This window comes from Kocuria salsicia (assembly GCF_007681555.1).
Taxonomy (GTDB): domain Bacteria; phylum Actinomycetota; class Actinomycetes; order Actinomycetales; family Micrococcaceae; genus Kocuria; species Kocuria salsicia.
On sequence record NZ_VELE01000011.1, the window covers coordinates 45,269 to 61,575 of the forward strand.

The following is a 16,307-nucleotide window of genomic DNA, read 5'->3' on the forward strand; positions in this document are numbered from 1 at the left end:
TCAGGCAGTGCGCGGGTCCGCCGCGAGGACCTCATCCATGGGCGCCAGGCCGCTGTCCTGTTCCAGGGCCCAGAACTCGAACCCGGTCACGTTCGTCACGTCCAGGAAACGTGCGGCCGCGTCCAGAGAGTCGAATTCGTGGACCCCGTCGATCTGCACGGTGCCATCTGCGGTGACCACCGCGTCGACGACCCAGTCGGGGTCGACCGGATCCAGCTGATCCCCCGCGAGCAGGTAGCCCTCATGGAACAGCTCTGCGAGTGTCCTCTCGCCGCTGGCTGTCTCCCCGTCGAACTCCCCCGCCACGTCGATGGGGTCGTGCTCTACGTCCTGGGCCACACGCCCCAGCTTTTCGAACGCGTCTCGAGTGACGCCGGCAATGCGTTTGCGGCGCTCTTCGAGGAATTCGTCGTAGGACAGCGTGTGCCAGTCACGGGGCAGAGCGTGCCAGTAGCACTGCTGCGAGAGCCAGTCAGCACCGGCAGCCCGACTCCGGACCAGATCGGGCCAGTACTCGGCGGGCGCCCGATCCGAAATCTGCTGGTTGGTGTGCCAGTCGGTCGGAGCGAAGTTGGCCACCTGATTGATCCGCTTGGTGTCGGTGGTGCCGAGGACGGCCTCCTGGTAGTGCCGTGGGACGAGGTGGTGTCCTTCGAAGCCCTTGACGCTGGGCAACGACGGATCCATCCAATCGCGCACCTTCATGGGGATCATCAACGTTGGTCAGCTGCACGGATGGGTGACATCCGAGAGCCTCGCGCGAAGTCTTCGATCTCGTCGCGGCCCTGGGCCAGAACACACTCAACCACGTGAGGATGTAGTCGTACGACTTCAGGTTCACACCCTCTGAGTCAGTGCGAACGAAGATGTCGGCGACCAGCCGTTTGTCCACGTCCTTCTGGATGTGCACCACCTCGAACTGGTACTGCCGCAACCCGTCCAGCCGACCGAAAACTTCTGACACTCGTCGCTTCTGATCCTTGGACAGGTCACGTCCCGCATCTTCCAGTCCTTCCAGGAAGTCCTCACGTGCGTCGTAGGGGGAACGGAACACGGTGGAGACGTCGTGGATCCACTCCGGCGATCTCATGGTGGCGGCGGTGGCCACGTCAAACCTATGGACTCAGAACCCTATCCCGCAGGACCCTGTGAAGCAGCGTCGAGGACAGCTATCGCGGCCGAGTCTCCCAGAAGGCGACGGCGCTCGCGGCAGCTACGTTGAGCGAGTCCACCCCGTGGCTCATGGGAATCACCACGTGCCGGTCCGAGTGGTGCAGGGTGGCCGCTCCCAGGCCCTGACCCTCCGTGCCGAGGATCAGTGCCAGCTTCTCTGGGTGCTCGGCGGCGAGCTCGTCCACGGTGACGGCGTCGTCGGACAGGGCGAGGGCCGCGGTGAGGAACCCCGCGTCCTTGACGCGCTGCAGGTCCGCGGTCCAGTGTTCCAGGCGCACCCACGGGACCTGGAAGACCGTGCCCATGGACACCCGCACCGCGCGCCGGTACAGGGGGTCCGCGCAGCGCGGGGTGACCAGCACGGCGTCGACGTCCAGGGCAGCGGCCGAGCGAAAGATCGCGCCCACGTTCGTGTGGTCCACGATGTCCTCCAGGATCGCCACGCGGCGGGACCGCGCGAGCACGTCCGACAGGTCCAGCGGATCGGGGCGGTGCATCGCGGCCATGGCACCACGGTGCAGGTGGAAGCCGGTGATCCCCTCGAGGACCTCGTCCGGGCCCACGTACACCGGAACGTCGTAGCGCTCCAGCACGTCCGTGAGACCGTCCAGCCACTTCTCCGCCATGAAGAAGGACCGGGGCTGGTGCCCGGCGTCCAGTGCGCGGCGCAGCACCTTGGAGGACTCCGCGAGGTAGAGCCCGCGCTCCGGTTCGAGCTTGCGACGCAGGGAGACATCGGTGAGACCGGTGTAGTCGGCCACGCGGGGATCGGCGGCGTCCGAGAGGCGGACTATGCGCTCGGACAGGGGTGCGGGAGAGGTCACGGGGTTCCTGGGTCGGTGGTGGATCGGGGACGTGCGGGTCTCGACGTGGGCGGGACGGGCGCGGTCAGTGCAACAACGGCGACGGGGCGGGGCGCTCAGAAGAGCTTGGAGACCATGTTGGTTAGGGCCACGAGACCCAGGATCACGATGACCGTGCGCAGCGCCACCGGGGACATCTTCTTGCCGATCTTCGCACCGAGCCACGAGCCCAAGGTGGAGCTCAGGGCGATGAACAGCACCACCCACCAGTTGATGCGGTCGAACGCGAAAAGCACGTATGACAGTGCGGCCACGATGTTCACGGCCGCCACGAGCGCGTTCTTCACGGCGTTCGCGGACTGCAGCGGGGCCAGCAAGAACACCCCGAGCACGCCCACGAGCAGCACACCCTGGGCGGCCACGAAGTAGCCGCCGTAGATCCCGGCAAGGAACACGAGCACGTAGAGGATGGCCGGCTGCTGGGCCCCGTCCACGGCGGCGACCCCGGGCGAGGCCGTGGACGCGGTAGCAGACGACGCCGCTCCCGCCGCCCCGGACGCCGCGGAACCTGCCGTGCCCGTGGAGGCCGGGACGGCGGCGTCGCCACCCGGTGCTGCGGCGACCTGGGCCTCCCGCTCCTTCCGAGCCCGGACCTTGGCCTGCAGCTTCGGCTGGAAGACCACGAACAGCAGCGCCACCACGATCAGGAAGGGTGCGACGACCCCGAAGACCTCCTCGGGCAGGTGCAGCAGCAGGTACGCGCCGATCACCCCGCCCACCACGGAGCACGGAAGCAGCTTCAGCAGCGTCTTCTTCAGCCCGCCGAGCTCGCTGCGGTAGCTCCACGCGCCCGTGAGGTTGCCCGCGATCAGGCCCATCGCGTTGGACATGGACGCCGTCACCGGCGGCACGCCGAGCGTGACCAGCACGGGGAACGTCACGAGCGTGCCGGAGCCCACGATCGTGTTGATCGTCCCGGCCCACAGCCCCGCAACGAGGATGAGCGCAACCTGCCACCACTCGAAGCCCATGGCACTGCCGGAGCCGAAGACCTCCGCGGGAACCACCGCGGTGGAAAGTGCCAGCACAGCGGCGCTCAGCGCGCGAACGCGGCGTAGCGCTCCGCCACGCGCACCAGTTTGAGCGGCATGCCGAACGTCTCGGAGAGGTTCTTCTGCGTCATGACCTTCCCCACGGGGCCTGCGGCCACGATCTTTCCGTCACGCAGCAGCAGCGCGTGCGAGAAGCCGTCCGGGACCTCCTCCAGGTGGTGGGTGACCATCACCATGGCCGGCGCGGCGTCGTCCCTCGCGAGCTCGTCCAGACGCTGCACGAGCTTCTCGCGCCCGCCCACGTCCAGCCCGGCGGCCGGCTCGTCCAGCAGCAGCAGCTCCGGGTCCGTCATCAGCGCACGGGCGATCAGCACCCGCTTGCGCTCACCGTCCGAAAGCGTCCCGTACCGGCGGTCGTGCAGCTCCTCGAGCCCCCACGCCCGCAGCAGCTCCTCGCTGCGCGCCGCGTCGGCTTCGTCGTACTCCTCGCGCCACCGCCCGGTCACGCCGTAGGCGGCGGTCAGCACCACGTTCGCCACGGTCTCCGCGTGCGGGATCTGCCCCGCCAGCGGGGCGGAGCTCACGCCGATGCGCGGGCGAAGCTCGAACACGTCCACCGCGCCGAGGATCTCGTCGAGGATGTCCACCATGCCGCTGGTGGGGTGCAACCTGGCCGCCGCGATCGACAGCAGCGTGGACTTGCCCGCCCCGTTGGGGCCCAGGATGACCCAGCGCTCGCCGTCGCGCACGGTCCAGTTCACCGCGTCCAGCAGGGTCTTCTCACCGCGGACCACCGTGACGTCCACCAATTCCAGAACTGAACTCATGACGGCAACTCTAGTGCCCACGGCCCGTCGGTTCGCGGTCCGGCGCACTGTGCTCCCTAGCGCTCAGGTCTGGGCACCCTGGTTTCGTGCCCTCTTGTCTGCCGCGCTGCGACGCGGGGACGACAGCGCGACGCCCGCGGACCCGCACGTCGGGTCTCGGCCAGGGTGCGGGGCGGAGCTCAGAGGTCCATGAAGAAGCGCAGGGCGTCCAGGTTGGGGATGTTCAGCTGGGTGTCCGCGACCTCTCGAAGTGCTGGCTTGGCGCGGTAGGCGACCGAGAGTCCCGCCAGGCGCGCCATGTCGATGTCGTTGGCACCGTCCCCCACGACCATGACGTCCTCGGGGTCCACCCCCAGTTCGCGCGCCCACTGCTCGGTGAGCTCCGCCTTCGCGGTGCGGTCGACCACGCGCCCGGTGACCCGGCCGGTCAGCACGCCGTCCTCGACCTCCAGGGTGTTGGCCGCCGAGCGGGTCAGCTCCAGCTTGGCGGCGAGCGGTTCGAGCACCTGCACGAAGCCCCCGGACACTGCGGCGACGGCGTGACCCTCGCGCAGCAGCGTCTGCACGAGCACCTGGGCACCGGGCGAGAGCCGGACGCTGCGTGCAACGTCGCGGACCACGTCGGCGGGCAGCCCCGCGAGCACCGCGACGCGATCGCGCAGGGACTCGACGAAGTCGATCTCACCGCGCATCGCACGGTCCGTGACGGCGGCGACTTCCGCCTCACGCCCGGCGTGGGCCGCGAGCAGCTCGATGACCTCCTGACGGATCAGGGTGGAATCCACGTCGAGGACCACGAGCTTGCGCCTCGAGTGGTCCATCCAGTGGGCGTCCAGGGCATTGAGGTCGATGCCGGGCAGCAGCTGCGACTGCGGATCGGGGCGCAGCGCGGCCCGCAGCCGGGGCAGGTCCTCGGTCTGCACGTGCACCGTGAGCGCGTTGTAGCCCTCCACGTCCGCGGCCTGCTCGTCCGAGGCGCTGCCCGTCACCCGCACCCAGTTGTGGGAGTCCACCGTGGCACCGGTGCCCTCCACGAGCTCCAGGATCGCGGGGGTGGATTCCTCTTCCGGCGTGGCGGTGAGGGCGACGACGGCGCAGTGATGGGACATGGCGGCAGTGTATCGGCCCGCACGAACGGGGCACAAAGAAGGCCCCGCGTGGGCGTCCGTGTGACGCCGCCGCCCGGGGCCCTCCTGCGCGCTCAGTCCGTAGGTGCTGGGACGGCCCGGTGCCGTCCGGGCGTGCCCGCACGGGAGGGCCACCAGGAGCGGGGGCCGATGTCCAGCGCGAGGGCCGGGACCAGAAGCGACCGCACGATGATCGTGTCCATGAGCACACCGATGGTCACGATGATCGCCAGCTGCACCAGGAACAGGATGGGCAGCACCGCCAGCGCCGCGAAGGTGGCGGCCAGCACGATGCCCGCGGACGTGATGACACCACCCGTGGTGATGAGCCCGGCCAGCACGCCCGCCCGGTGGCCCACCGTGACCACTTCCTCGCGCACGCGGCTCATGAGGAAGATGTTGTAGTCGATGCCCAGCGCCACCAGGAACACGAAGCTGAACAGCGGCACTGTGGGGTCCGCCTGGTTGATGCCCATGATGCTGAACACCCCCGTGGCGACTCCTAGTGCAGCGAGGAACGAGAGCACCGTGGTGGCGATGAGCAGCACCGGCATCAGCACGCTGCGCAGCAGGACCATGAGGATCACCAGGATCACGGCCAGAATGATGGGGATGATCAGTGCGCGGTCGTGCTCCGAGGCGGCAATGGTGTCCACCTGCACGGCCGTGGTCCCGCCGATCTTGGCCTCCGGCACGTCAGTGGCGAGCGCGTCCCGCAGCCGTGCGACGGTGGCCTGTGCCGCCTCGGAGTCGGAGGCGTCGGTCAGAGTGGCCTGGATGAGCACGTCCCCCTTGCTCTGAGTGGGTTCCACCCCGGCGAACGGCCCGGCCTGCGGCGTGGGATACGGCAGCGTGCCGCTCGGCGAGTCCTTGGCGGTGAAGGCGACGGAGGAGACGCCGTCGTCCCCGTCCAGGGCCTTGACCACAGTCTCCGCCTCCCCCTCGGGGGCGAGCACGTACATCGGATCTCCGGTGCCGCCCGGGAAGTGGCGGTCGATGATGGCCAGCCCGTCACGGGCCTCGGACTCCCCCAGCACGAACTCGGACTCGGGGACGCCTCCCGCGTCGAGCTGCGTGGCGCCGGCGGCCGCGGCAGCGAGCACGATCGTGCACACGATCCACACCGCGCGGGACTTGCGGTCCACCAGTCGAGCCACGGCCGCCCACAGGCCCTTGTGCTCGTACGGGTTCATGGCCTCGTCGTGCGACTCGGGGTTCTCGTCCACGCGCGGCGCCTTGGGCCACAGGGCCGCGCGCCCGAAGATCGCGAGCAGTGCCGGCAGCAGGGTCAGCCCGGCGAGGATCGCGAAGACTACGCCGATCGCCGTCGCCGGGCCCACACCGCGGTTGGAGGTCAGCGCGGAGAACAGCAGGCACAGCAGCCCGGCGATCACGGTGGTCCCGGAGGCCAGCACCGCCGGCACGGTGCCCTTCCACGCCACGCGCGTGGCCACCCAGCGCGATGGCGTGTGGTGCAGGGCCTCGCGGAAGCGGGCCGTGTAGAGCAGGCCGTAGTCCGTGGCCGCGCCGATCACGATGATGGAGAGAATGCCCTGGGTCTGACCGCTGAGGTCGATCACCCCGGCCTTGGCCAGGGCGTACACCGTGAGGATGGCCCCGCACAGGGCGGCGACGCTCGTGAGCAGCACCAGGAAGGGCAGGATCGGCGAGCGGTAGACGACCACCAGGATCACGAGCACGGCGACGAGCGCCACGAGCAGCAGCAGCCCGTCGATGCCGGAGAACGCCTCGGAGAGGTCCGCCACGAGACCCGCGGGACCGGAGACCGCCACGGTCAGCCCGCCGGGCATGTCCTCGTCCACGCGGTCGCGGATCGCCTTCACGACGTCCCCGGTCTCGGCGTCCGAGTCCACCAGGGCGATGACCTCCGCCGCCTCGCCGTCCTCGGAGGCGATGGGCGGGGAGACCTCCAGGACCTCCGGGATGTCCCCGAGGGAACCGGTGACGTTCTTGATCTCTTCCAGCTGCGCGTCCGAGAGCTTCTCTCCCGATTCGACGACGATGATGGCGGGCAGCCCGTCCGTGTCCTGGAACTCTCCCAGCCTGTCCTGGACCTGTGTGGCCTGCGAGTCCACCGGCAGGAAGGCCGCCTGCGAGTTGGAGACCACGTCAGAGACCTTGCCGAACGTGGGCCCGCCCACGCCCATCACACCGAACCAGGCGAGCACCAGGGCGATCGCGAGGATCCACCACAGCCCGCGGTGGCGCACAGCGTCACGCCGGCTCGTGCCAGGCGCCCGCGCCCGGCCCGTTCCCGTCGGCTCCCCGGGCGACCCGGTTGCACCGTCGGACTCGACGACCCGCCGCGCTCGCTCGCCCGCCTGACCGGGGTGCTGCACAACGTGGGTCTCGTTTCCGTGCTCCTGGTCCGGGACAGGGGTGGCTGGTCTGCTCGGCATGTCTCACCTTTGGGAGGTCTCGGCACATGGGACCACGCGCATACGGCACTGGCCAGGGCAACTCCCCTCCATCGTACGGGTGTCCGCGACCGACTCCCTGACCGCCGTGAGTGCAGCCCGACGACGCCGCGTCGCGCAGCCGGGGTGGCCGCCGGGGGGGTCGAAACCCGGACTCGCCCGCGCGGGGTCGGCCATTGTGGGGACATCGCGGGGCATGTGAGCCATGCCATTATGTATGAAAGCAAATTCATGCTTGTTCAACATTGTTGGCACCCATCCGATGCCGCCCGGCGAAAGGCCTCACATGGCTCACTCCCCCGCGCCCGTCCTCGTTGTCACCGGGGGCCTTGCGGCGCTGCTGCTCCTGAGCGGTTGCGCACAGTCCGGCACCTCGGGGGCCTCGGAGGCTTCCCCGACCCACAGTGTCGCGTCGTCGACGGCGGCACCGCTCGACCAGGAGGCTTCCGCTGCCGTGGGCGCGTCCACCGCGCCGCCGGCCCCGGCGGCAGGAGCCCCTGAGGAGGGGGCGACGGCGTTCCGTGCGGATGACCAGGATGCGGTGGAGGCAGCACCGAGCACAGGGAGCGTGGCCGAGACGGGCGGTGGCTCCGGCGAACCGTCCGAGGAGTCCTCAACTTCGGGCGGCGGGGCGAGGGCCGGAAGCGCGCAGGGAAGGGGAAACACCTCCGTGTCCCAGGACAGCGCGGCCCGCAAGGTGCAGGACTACGTCGCGCTCATGGGCTTCTCGCGGGAAGGCCTGATCGACCAGCTCGGCTACGAGGGGTTCAGCCCCGAGGAGGCGGCCGCGGCCGTGGACCAGGCTGGGATCGACTACAACGCCCAGGCCGCAAAGAAGGCCGAGGACTACGTCTCGCTCATGGGCTTCTCCCAGCAGGGGTTGATCGAGCAGCTGGAGTTCGACGGGTTCACCCCGGAGCAGGCGGCCCACGGCGTGGACGCCGCCCATCCCGACTACATGGCGCAGGCGGTGAAGAAGGGCAAGGAGTACCTGGACGTTCAGGGATTCTCCCGGCAGGGGCTGATCGAGCAGCTGCAGTTCGACGGGTTCACCCCGGAGCAGGCGGCCCACGGCGCCACGGGCAACGGCCTGTGAACTTGGCCTGACATGAGAAGATCCCGCCCGACCGTGATGGTCGAGCGGGATCTTCGCTCTGTGCGCGAGGGGGGACTTGAAAACCGCTCAGCGGGGGTTCGGGTGTCTGTTCTCTGCGGTACGGCGCGGTACAGCGCCACTGGGGTCCGGTGCCACCCGCGCACATGTTGACCGTGTCAACGCGCCTGGGGAGCCCTCACCGGCGAAGTGCCATGGTGGTCGATGTGCTCGTTGATCACCCAGAGGAATGCCAGCTGGTCCGGCCCGAGCCGCGGGCCTACCGCGCCATCCGATTCCGGATTCGCCCCGATCACAGACACATGCATCTTGGAACCGTCCCGGCCGTAGGTGCGGTCCACCCTGTTAGCCAGGTCTTGAGGAATCAGCACTCCGATGGCCGAGTCGTCGTCCCGAGACTCGCGCTCAATCTGCAGCAGCTCCTCTCGGTCCTCAGCCGATAGCTCGAGCCACGCCCCCCTGCAGTCCCCGTCCACACTGATCCATTCGAGATGCCCGTGCCGCTGATGCAGAACCGCCACCAAGGTGCCGCTCCCAGGTCTCGATATCCTGCTGTCGTCCTGCACGAGGAAACCACCAAGCGTCGGGTCGCCCTCGTGATCTAAGGGAACTGGGAAGCCTCTGAGCAGCTCCCTCAGTTCCTCATCGGCGTAGCTCGGGCCACTGCCCATGTGGACCTTGGCGCTAAACGTCTTTTCATGTAATGACATGCAGTCAGCATGCCACGCCGAAAACATCATGCCTACTGCAGGTCACCGCCCCAGTGGGGCCTCGGCACCCGCGCCAGTTCATCCCACGCACGACGAAAGCGCCCCCACCAGAATGGTGGGGGCGCTTCACTGTGCGGGGTCAGGGGACTTCGATGGTGGTCTCGGTGACCACCGGCTCCGGATCTGCCACGTGTACGGCCGTGGACCCCACGGTCTCCGTGGCGCGATGGTCACCGGTTCCGTCCGGGACGGCGCCGGGCACCCCGGCCGTCTGCGGGGAGGCCGCAACGGCGGCGGCCTCCTTCTCCTCGGCCGTGCCCTCCTGCGCAGTGAGGATCTCGCGGCGGACCACAACCTGGTCAGTGGGGGTCTTCTTCGCCGTGGTGAACACCGCTCCCGTGGTGAAGCCCGCGGTCGCCAGGATCGCGAGGATCGCCGCCGCGGCGGCCTCCGCGCCCAGGATCCCCACGAGGAAGCACACGATCACTACCGCGGCCGCCGCCAGGGGCGGGATCAGCGAGGCGACCGTGGCCGCCATCGTCACCCGGCCCGCGGTCTTCCCGTCCGGTTCCGTCGTCACTGCTGCAGCCATGATCAGGCCTCCTTCGTCTGGGTGGTGTTTTCCAGCGCGGCCCGGACGGCGGCGTCCTTGCCTTCCAGCAACTTCCTGAGGGCCGTCGAGGTCTCCGGGCCCGCGGGGAGGTCCTGGTCCATCTGGTGAGCCAAGCGGTGGAACGGCTCGGAGACTTGTTGGAGCATCTCCGGCAGGTGGTCGTACGCAAAGTGCTTGAGGATCGGTGCGGCCATGTCAGGCCCCCTTCGTCTGCTTGGTAGTTTCCAGCGCGGTCAGACGCTGCTCGATGCTGGTGAGGGCCGCGAGGATCTTCGCGTCCGTGTCCTTCTCCCGGGTCTCGTTGTCCAGGTCGTAGGCGAGCAGCGTCGCCAGGGACACGCTCTGCCCGCGGCCAGCGCCGACGCGCCTGACCGTGGCCTTGAGCACCGAGGCCGGGATCCCCTTGACCAGCCCGGTGAGCGTCTTCACCGCGACCGTCAAGTTCGCGCTGTGGTCACGGCCGTTGGCGAGGTACCAGGCGGGAGTGCCCGCCACCTTCCGCTGCGCGTCGAATGTCTTCTGATCCATGTCCAGCAGTCCTTCCAAGGGGTCGATGTTCGGTGCGGCGGTGACAGCGGCGCCCGTGGCCCTGTCCCACTGGGTGACGCCGCCAAGATAGACGTTGAGGTCCAGGTCCCCGCCGTAGCCGGGGAGCCGTCCGTGCTCGGTGTACTGCCACATGGCCAGCCGCCAGCCGGGCACCGCCGGCGGGTCGAAGCTGGTGGCGTACCCGTCGAAGCGCTGCCCGGCCCCGTAGAACGCCAACCACAGCGGGTGGGCCTTCGCGAACGCGGACCACGAGCCCAGCCGAGAGACCCCGAGGTTCATGTAGACCCCCGTGGTGCACCCGGTGGCGTGGTCCACGCGGCGCAACCAGTCCTCCGCCCACGCCGTGTACGTCGCCAGCCCAGACGGCTCCCAATCCAGGAACGCGACCGCCCCCGCATCGAGGTACGGCTTCGCAGCCCGCAGGAACGCAGCGGCCTCCTCATCCGAGGAAGCCTGCGCGGTCGCGAAGTGGTAGAGCCCCACAGCGGCGCCGCGGGCGCGGGCCGCCGCCACCTGGGCGCCCAGCTGCGGGTTCACGTACCCCGTGCCCTCCGTGGCCTTGACGATCACGAAGTCCGCCGCCACCCGCTTCGTGACGTCGGCAGGCTGGTACGAGGACACGTCGATGCCATTGCGCATGGCGCGCACCGCGGGGGCCGGGGCGGGGACCTTCGAGGTCAGCGGCCGGTAAGGCTCCAGGTGGTAGGGCCCGGGGTTGATCCGCCCGTAGGAGCCGATGGAGTAGTTCACCGGCTTCGGGAGGATCTCGGTGTGCGCGTGCGGGCCCGTACCCAGCCCCGTGGCACCAGACCAGCCGATGACCTGGCCCTTGCGGACCACGTCACCCGGGTTGAGGTCCGTGCGCGAGAGGTGCGCCGTGATCGCGAAGCAGTCGTCATGCTCGACCACCACCACGATCCCCCCGAAGGTCAGGGACAAAAACCAGCGGGCCGCCCACCCGTTCGGTCCCCCTGGAAGTTCCGTGCACCAGTTGGCCCAGCGCACGACGCCGTCCACGAGCGAGACGAGCGGGGTGCCGGTGTTCACCCCGTAGTCCCGGCCCGAGTGGCCGGCGGGGCCGTTGATCGCGGACGGGTTCGCCCCGTACTCCTGTGTGATCGGTGCGCTGTCCGGCACCGGGTGCATGCCCACGGGCACCTCCTATCTGCCCGGCTCGCGGGCATGAGAAAACCCCGCCGGGGCGGGGTCACTGGTTTTTGATGATCGGCTCGGGTGGTGGGTCTTCTTTTAGGCGCACGACGTGCCATTGGCCGCGGACGTCGCGGATCCATTGCCACAGTTGGCCGTTGATCTCGGTGACCCGGTCGGCGCGGGCGGATGCGCGGTCGGCTTTCGCGGAGGCCTCGGCAGCTGCCTCGAGCGCTTGGCGTGCGATCCATAACGCGTCACGGTCAGGGGCCGGTGCGGTCACCGCATCGACCGCTTTCGCCTGCTCCTCCTGCGGAGCTTTCGCCTTTCGGTGCGAGGTCGCCCATGCGATCAGAGCTGCGACGATTCCGGCGGGCCCGAGCACGGCGGTGATTACCGCCGTCGAGTCGGACGCGCCAGCCCACTCCCAGAAGGTCACCCCTGATCACCTCGCAACCGCCGGAGGTTCTGCTCGGTCCGTGCGGACGCGAGGATCTCGGCACGCACCTGCCGTTCCAGCTGCCACAGGAGCAGCATCTTGCACAGTGCGCCGAGCGCGAGACCGGACATGATGACCAGTGAGAGCGTGGACCCGAGCCTGCCGTTGCCGAACACCGCGACGGCGGTGGCGCCCCACCCGAAGGTCAGTAGCAGCCAGCCAATTCGCTCCGTCAAGATCGTGGTGAGCGGCGCGATCTTCTTGCCGCGGTGTGTGCGTACGAGCACCCCGTGGGCAGTGACCAGACCGCCGGCCACCAGCAAGACAGCGATCACCACCTGCACCCACACTGGGATCGTGGCCAGCGAGTAGGACGCCAGCCACCTCCCATCCGGGACCAAGGCATCGACCGCGACCAGCGACCCGCCGAGCACAGCCAAGGCCGTGTGGCTCAGCGACAGGACGTTCAGGCGGACACGATCCCGTCGGCCCGGAGGCTCACTCAGGGCGCGGGGCTGATGGTCAGGCATGGTGGGCTCCCATCTATCGTTGTTGCACCGAGCGTGGGGTACATTGACGACATGTCCCCCATTACGATTGTTTCCGTCACCTTTTCCGGTGACGCGCGCCTATCTGTGCTGCAGGCGTTGTCCGTAGATCGCCTGTTCCCCGTTGACGAGATAGATGAATACCTCTTAGTTCTCAACGACCCGGACCCTGCTGCTTTGGAGTCGTTCTTCCGACGTCATCTCGCGGGCAGAGTCAGCCCCGAGCTGTGGGCGAAGATCCGGTTCCTTGCACCCAGCGATATCGTTGACACCTCGGGTACGCGAGGGCAGCGGTCACAGCAGCTGGTGAAGCTGCATGTTTCTCGTCTAGTGCGCACCGAGCACTATCTGCTATTGGACGCGAAGAACATGTTCGTGCGACCCACCACCATTGATGACTTTTGGTTAGGCGGTCGCATCCGGACTCAGGTGAAGCCGGTGACTTCGTATTGGCTCCCATACGTGACGGCGTCCTTGGACATACTGGGGGTGCCTTCAGATGGAGCTTGGGCAGATACTTCGATGCCCACGATCACCCCGTACTTGATGATCACCAGTGATGTGCGTGGTCTGCTTGAGGATCTTTCTGACAGGGTTGGGGATGCACCGGCCGCGGCATGGGAGGTCAGCCACGGCAAGGCAACGGAGTTCTACCTGTACTACGCCTACCTGGTGAAGATATATGGCGAAGAAGTCCCATACGTCCACTCCACACCTGTATGCCACACCCTGTTCACTACGTGGCCGCAGGAGCACGATAAGGCCCTGGAAATGATTCAGGCTACCTCGACAGGTGACCTTCCCATGTTCGGGGTGCACCGAGCCCGTCTCCCGCAGCTGTCCCGGGTACAGACCGGCGCCCTCCATGCTCTATGGGGCGAGCATCTCCTTGCGAAGTGGGAGGACGCCAACTGGTTCCTTCAGCCTGAATACACGCTTTAGCTCCAGACGTTCCAAACCACGGGGGCCCCCGCGACAGCATCTGCAGGCAGCGCGGCCGTCAGAGTCACCGCGCCCCCTGCGGTAGTCGTAGTCGTCCAGTGCGTAAACCCCGTGGACAGCAGCACCCCGACCACGGCCCCGACAGGAATCGCCGCGGCGATCGTGATATCCGTTGCCCCGGAGACTGAGGTGGCCGACAGGTAGGTAGCACCCGCCTGCGTGACCGTGTGCACCACAGCGCCCTCTCGTACCGTGGTCCCGACCTTCCCCCACCCCTGGGACGGTCGAGTGCCCGTCAACGGCTTGCGCAGAGCCTCGCGCCACACATCAACCAAGGTCGGTTTCCGGGGGGCCTTCACCCACCCTGTGAGCGTCAGATGCTCGAATACCTTCCCTGCCGTGGACCCGGATGCGCCAAGCTCCACCCGCATGTAGGCAGGCGCGCCCTGCTTCAACAGGATGTTCCGCGTCGACTGGCTCGAGCCGAACTGATAAAACATCCCATCAGTTGAGACTGTCCACCCACCATCCGTGTCAATAAAGCCCTTCCCCGTCACGGACACCGGGACCATGTTCGCGTCATAGAAGTAGACCTTCGGACGCCACAGTGCGGCGTCCGATGCGAACTCAAGCCGCTCAAGTGACGCCCCGCCCAATCGGGTGGGTAAAATCCCAGTGTCCATCACAGCCTGGAAGCTCGTGTTCACCGCCGGTTTGAGCAGCCCCGGGCGCAGTGGAGCACCCGTGAATGGGGTCGCTGTATCGAATCCCGCAGTCTGCGCATTCACCGACGCCAGGGTGTATGGGCGTAGATACTGATCCGTGAACCCCGAGACGATGTTCTCCGTTCCCAAATCCTCCGCGACCACAAACGCCGAAGACCGGTTCTGCGGGGACGAGTTCCACGAATCCAACAGCAGATTGTGCCACGTCGAAGCACCGAACTTCACCGTCGGACCGTACTCTGATCGGGCGTACAGGAACTTGTTCCGTGCCCCCACCTGAATATCTATCACCGTGGAAGCGCCCTCCAGCGAGGGCCCAAACCAGGTGTTGTTGTTCAGTGTGTAGTCTCCCCGAAGGGTGATCTTGCGGAAGTCTCCGCCGAAGAACTTGTTCTCGTTCACCCACGACTGCGGCCCATCCGCCAACAGCTCCAGGTGCCGGACGGAGCCGCCGTTGAACAGAAACGTCGAGTACGCCAGGGCGTCCCCAGTGGTGGGTTCAGTGTTCGTGGACGCGAACAGTTGGAGGTAATCGCATCGGCCCATGGTTACCACACCGGCCATGAGGCCCTGAACCCGCACACACGGCACTCCGGCCTGCGCTGTTGCATCCTTGTGAAGCACTGACCGGAAGCTTATCTCCCGGCCAGCACGCGCCGTTGCCTTATCCCCTACCAGCACCCCGTACCCGGTGGTCTGATCCACTCGTAGCGCCCCATCGAATTGCACGTCAATGTAGCGCATATTCACAGGCTGGGTGATGCGGACCTTCATACCCCCGGGTACGACGAGACGCTTCCCAGAAGCTCGTGCGGCGTCTGCTGCCGCTTGAAGCGCTACTGTGTCGTCCGTAACATAATCGTCACCCTTTACCCCGTAATCGCGGGCCGAAACAATATCCTTCTCCCCCGTGGAAGTCTCAGCGAGCATGAGCTGATACGGCGAAAGTACCACGAGCTCCCCTGCGTTGCGCTTAGCCACGATGTGGTCCAGGATCTCGGTGAGCTTGGCGGTGGTCACCTTGTCTGGCTGATCCACCGCAGACGGGTGCAGTAGCAGCTGGAGCCCGGTGACGTTGGTGGCCGCGAGATTGATCTGGTACTGGGCTGCAGTACCGGTCACAGCATCGAGCGTGTAGTGACTCATGCCCTGACGCACCGTACCGTCGAGCGCCCTGTGCGCTGTGCCTGGAATGGCACCGGTGGCTACCGCGTGATGAGCGAGGATCAGCCGGCCAGCCTCCGTGGACGTGAACACACCTGTGTTCCCCCCACCGTTGAACCCGTTGTAGTTGGTGCCCCCTACCCCCGGAACCACCCACCCGTCGATCTGGGCGGAGGGTAGCTGCGCGCGTAGCTCCGCTAAACCGGTGACGATCGTGTCCTCAAGCTCGGCGCGGGTCACGGCGTCGGAATGGTGGGCGCCATGGTTCCAGATCTCCACGACACCCTCAGCAACCCAGCCATCAACCTCCGCTGCGGTGACACCCCCGTTCTCTGCCAGACCCCACGAGCGGGAATTGAGAGCCAGAGATGCCTTTAGCCCGCGAGCGCGTAGCAGGGGGAGGATCTTGTCGCGGAAGTTCGCCAGGCCGTGGTCGAAGCGTAATGCGACCGCACCTTTGCCGTTGGTGCTCACCGGGCCGCGGCGCCGGGTGAAGTCCTGTATGAGCAGCGCGTTCGGGGTGGCACCGATGAGGGTGTCGGTGACGTCGGCAAGGTTTACCCATGGGGACCATGCTGTGGCACCCGTCTGGGTGTGTGCGTGGATCGTGCGGTACCACATGCCCTTGCCGGTTGTGTAGGGCATGTACAGCTGGGAGGCCAGGTTGGTGGTGCCGCCGGCCCAGCCCATGACCTTGAACTGGCCGGGCAGCCAGCCGACTGGTGGCGCGGTGCCGGTGAGGGTGTTCACTGCGGGGGCCAGGGGCATGTCCCATTCCCCGGCCCAGTTCGGGCCGCGCATGGTGTCCACGTTCGTGGCCGAGGGAATGACCCCGCGTACCTGCACGCCCTTGGTCAGCAGCCCTTCAACCCACCTGCGAGAGGCGCCCGTGAGCGCCCCATTCTCATCCACGGAGGGAATACGTACGGGCATA

Annotated in this window: 15 protein-coding genes; 2 read left to right on the forward strand and 13 right to left on the reverse strand. The window is 67.5% G+C overall.

Annotated elements, in window-relative coordinates:
• From FS770_RS12220 to FS770_RS12245, 6 genes are all read right to left on the reverse strand, one after another.
• Positions 1-687: a hypothetical protein gene (locus tag FS770_RS12220; RefSeq protein ID WP_222126519.1), complete on the reverse strand. Its 687-nt coding sequence runs from the start codon at positions 685-687 to the stop codon at positions 1-3.
• A gap of 482 nt (positions 688-1,169) precedes the next feature.
• Positions 1,170-1,997, reverse strand: coding sequence for a TrmH family RNA methyltransferase (locus FS770_RS12225; protein ID WP_145012264.1), 828 nt, complete (start codon positions 1,995-1,997; stop codon positions 1,170-1,172).
• Between the two features lie 95 nt (positions 1,998-2,092).
• Positions 2,093-3,007 (reverse strand): sulfite exporter TauE/SafE family protein, encoded by a 915-nt coding sequence (locus tag FS770_RS12230; RefSeq protein WP_145012379.1) that lies wholly within the window; start codon positions 3,005-3,007, stop codon positions 2,093-2,095.
• A 65-nt stretch (positions 3,008-3,072) separates the two neighbouring features.
• Positions 3,073-3,855 carry an ABC transporter ATP-binding protein gene (locus FS770_RS12235; RefSeq protein WP_145012266.1) on the reverse strand — a complete coding sequence of 261 codons (783 nt, stop codon included), beginning with the start codon at positions 3,853-3,855 and terminating at the stop codon, positions 3,073-3,075.
• A gap of 179 nt (positions 3,856-4,034) precedes the next feature.
• Positions 4,035-4,964 (reverse strand): phosphoserine phosphatase SerB, encoded by a 930-nt coding sequence (serB, locus tag FS770_RS12240; RefSeq protein ID WP_145012269.1) that lies wholly within the window; start codon positions 4,962-4,964, stop codon positions 4,035-4,037.
• 92 nt (positions 4,965-5,056) lie between these two features.
• A complete protein-coding gene (locus FS770_RS12245; protein ID WP_244944923.1) occupies positions 5,057-7,402 on the reverse strand; it encodes an MMPL family transporter in 2,346 nt (781 codons plus the stop codon).
• Positions 7,403-7,706: 304 nt separating this feature from the next.
• Between FS770_RS12245 and FS770_RS12250 the strand changes: the two genes are divergently transcribed.
• Entirely contained in the window at positions 7,707-8,516 is an 810-nt protein-coding gene (locus tag FS770_RS12250; RefSeq protein WP_145012272.1) for an Ltp family lipoprotein, read from the forward strand.
• Between the two features lie 176 nt (positions 8,517-8,692).
• Here FS770_RS12250 and FS770_RS12255 read toward each other — a convergent pair whose 3' ends face one another.
• From FS770_RS12255 to FS770_RS12280, 6 genes are all read right to left on the reverse strand, one after another.
• Complete coding sequence (locus tag FS770_RS12255; RefSeq protein ID WP_145012275.1) at positions 8,693-9,244, reverse strand: hypothetical protein; 552 nt, start codon at positions 9,242-9,244, stop codon at positions 8,693-8,695.
• Between the two features lie 139 nt (positions 9,245-9,383).
• The gene (locus FS770_RS12260) at positions 9,384-9,836 is read right to left on the reverse strand and encodes a hypothetical protein (RefSeq protein ID WP_145012279.1); all 453 of its coding nucleotides are present in this window, start codon (positions 9,834-9,836) and stop codon (positions 9,384-9,386) included.
• Between the two features lie 2 nt (positions 9,837-9,838).
• Positions 9,839-10,051 carry a hypothetical protein gene (locus FS770_RS12265; RefSeq protein WP_145012282.1) on the reverse strand — a complete coding sequence of 71 codons (213 nt, stop codon included), beginning with the start codon at positions 10,049-10,051 and terminating at the stop codon, positions 9,839-9,841.
• A gap of 1 nt (position 10,052) precedes the next feature.
• Positions 10,053-11,552 (reverse strand): GH25 family lysozyme, encoded by a 1,500-nt coding sequence (locus FS770_RS12270; RefSeq protein ID WP_244944927.1) that lies wholly within the window; start codon positions 11,550-11,552, stop codon positions 10,053-10,055.
• 61 nt (positions 11,553-11,613) lie between these two features.
• A complete protein-coding gene (locus FS770_RS12275; RefSeq protein WP_145012288.1) occupies positions 11,614-11,994 on the reverse strand; it encodes a hypothetical protein in 381 nt (126 codons plus the stop codon).
• A complete protein-coding gene (locus FS770_RS12280) occupies positions 11,991-12,524 on the reverse strand; it encodes a hypothetical protein (protein WP_145012291.1) in 534 nt (177 codons plus the stop codon). Before FS770_RS12280 ends, FS770_RS12275 begins: the two co-directional genes overlap by 4 nt.
• 51 nt (positions 12,525-12,575) lie before the next feature.
• Here FS770_RS12280 and FS770_RS12285 point away from each other — a divergent pair, with 51 nt between their 5' ends.
• Positions 12,576-13,484, forward strand: coding sequence for a DUF6492 family protein (locus FS770_RS12285; RefSeq protein WP_145012294.1), 909 nt, complete (start codon positions 12,576-12,578; stop codon positions 13,482-13,484).
• Here FS770_RS12285 and FS770_RS12290 read toward each other — a convergent pair.
• Positions 13,481-16,306: a polysaccharide deacetylase family protein gene (locus FS770_RS12290; protein WP_145012297.1), complete on the reverse strand. Its 2,826-nt coding sequence runs from the start codon at positions 16,304-16,306 to the stop codon at positions 13,481-13,483. The two genes, FS770_RS12285 and FS770_RS12290, sit on opposite strands and share 4 nt — an antisense overlap.
• Position 16,307 lies beyond the last annotated feature (1 nt).

Coding starts and splice junctions, on each gene's coding strand:
- FS770_RS12270 (WP_244944927.1), bottom strand. CDS start 11,552: ATGCACCCGGTGCCGGACAGCGCACCGATCACACAGGAGTACGGGGCG.
- FS770_RS12255 (WP_145012275.1), bottom strand. CDS start 9,244: ATGTCATTACATGAAAAGACGTTTAGCGCCAAGGTCCACATGGGCAGT.
- FS770_RS12290 (WP_145012297.1), bottom strand. CDS start 16,306: ATGCCCGTACGTATTCCCTCCGTGGATGAGAATGGGGCGCTCACGGGC.
- FS770_RS12250 (WP_145012272.1), top strand. CDS start 7,707: ATGGCTCACTCCCCCGCGCCCGTCCTCGTTGTCACCGGGGGCCTTGCG.
- FS770_RS12265 (WP_145012282.1), bottom strand. CDS start 10,051: ATGGCCGCACCGATCCTCAAGCACTTTGCGTACGACCACCTGCCGGAG.
- FS770_RS12220 (WP_222126519.1), bottom strand. CDS start 687: ATGGATCCGTCGTTGCCCAGCGTCAAGGGCTTCGAAGGACACCACCTC.
- FS770_RS12245 (WP_244944923.1), bottom strand. CDS start 7,402: ATGCCGAGCAGACCAGCCACCCCTGTCCCGGACCAGGAGCACGGAAAC.
- FS770_RS12230 (WP_145012379.1), bottom strand. CDS start 3,007: ATGGGCTTCGAGTGGTGGCAGGTTGCGCTCATCCTCGTTGCGGGGCTG.
- FS770_RS12280 (WP_145012291.1), bottom strand. CDS start 12,524: ATGCCTGACCATCAGCCCCGCGCCCTGAGTGAGCCTCCGGGCCGACGG.
- FS770_RS12260 (WP_145012279.1), bottom strand. CDS start 9,836: ATGGCTGCAGCAGTGACGACGGAACCGGACGGGAAGACCGCGGGCCGG.
- serB (WP_145012269.1), bottom strand. CDS start 4,964: ATGTCCCATCACTGCGCCGTCGTCGCCCTCACCGCCACGCCGGAAGAG.
- FS770_RS12235 (WP_145012266.1), bottom strand. CDS start 3,855: ATGAGTTCAGTTCTGGAATTGGTGGACGTCACGGTGGTCCGCGGTGAG.
- FS770_RS12285 (WP_145012294.1), top strand. CDS start 12,576: ATGTCCCCCATTACGATTGTTTCCGTCACCTTTTCCGGTGACGCGCGC.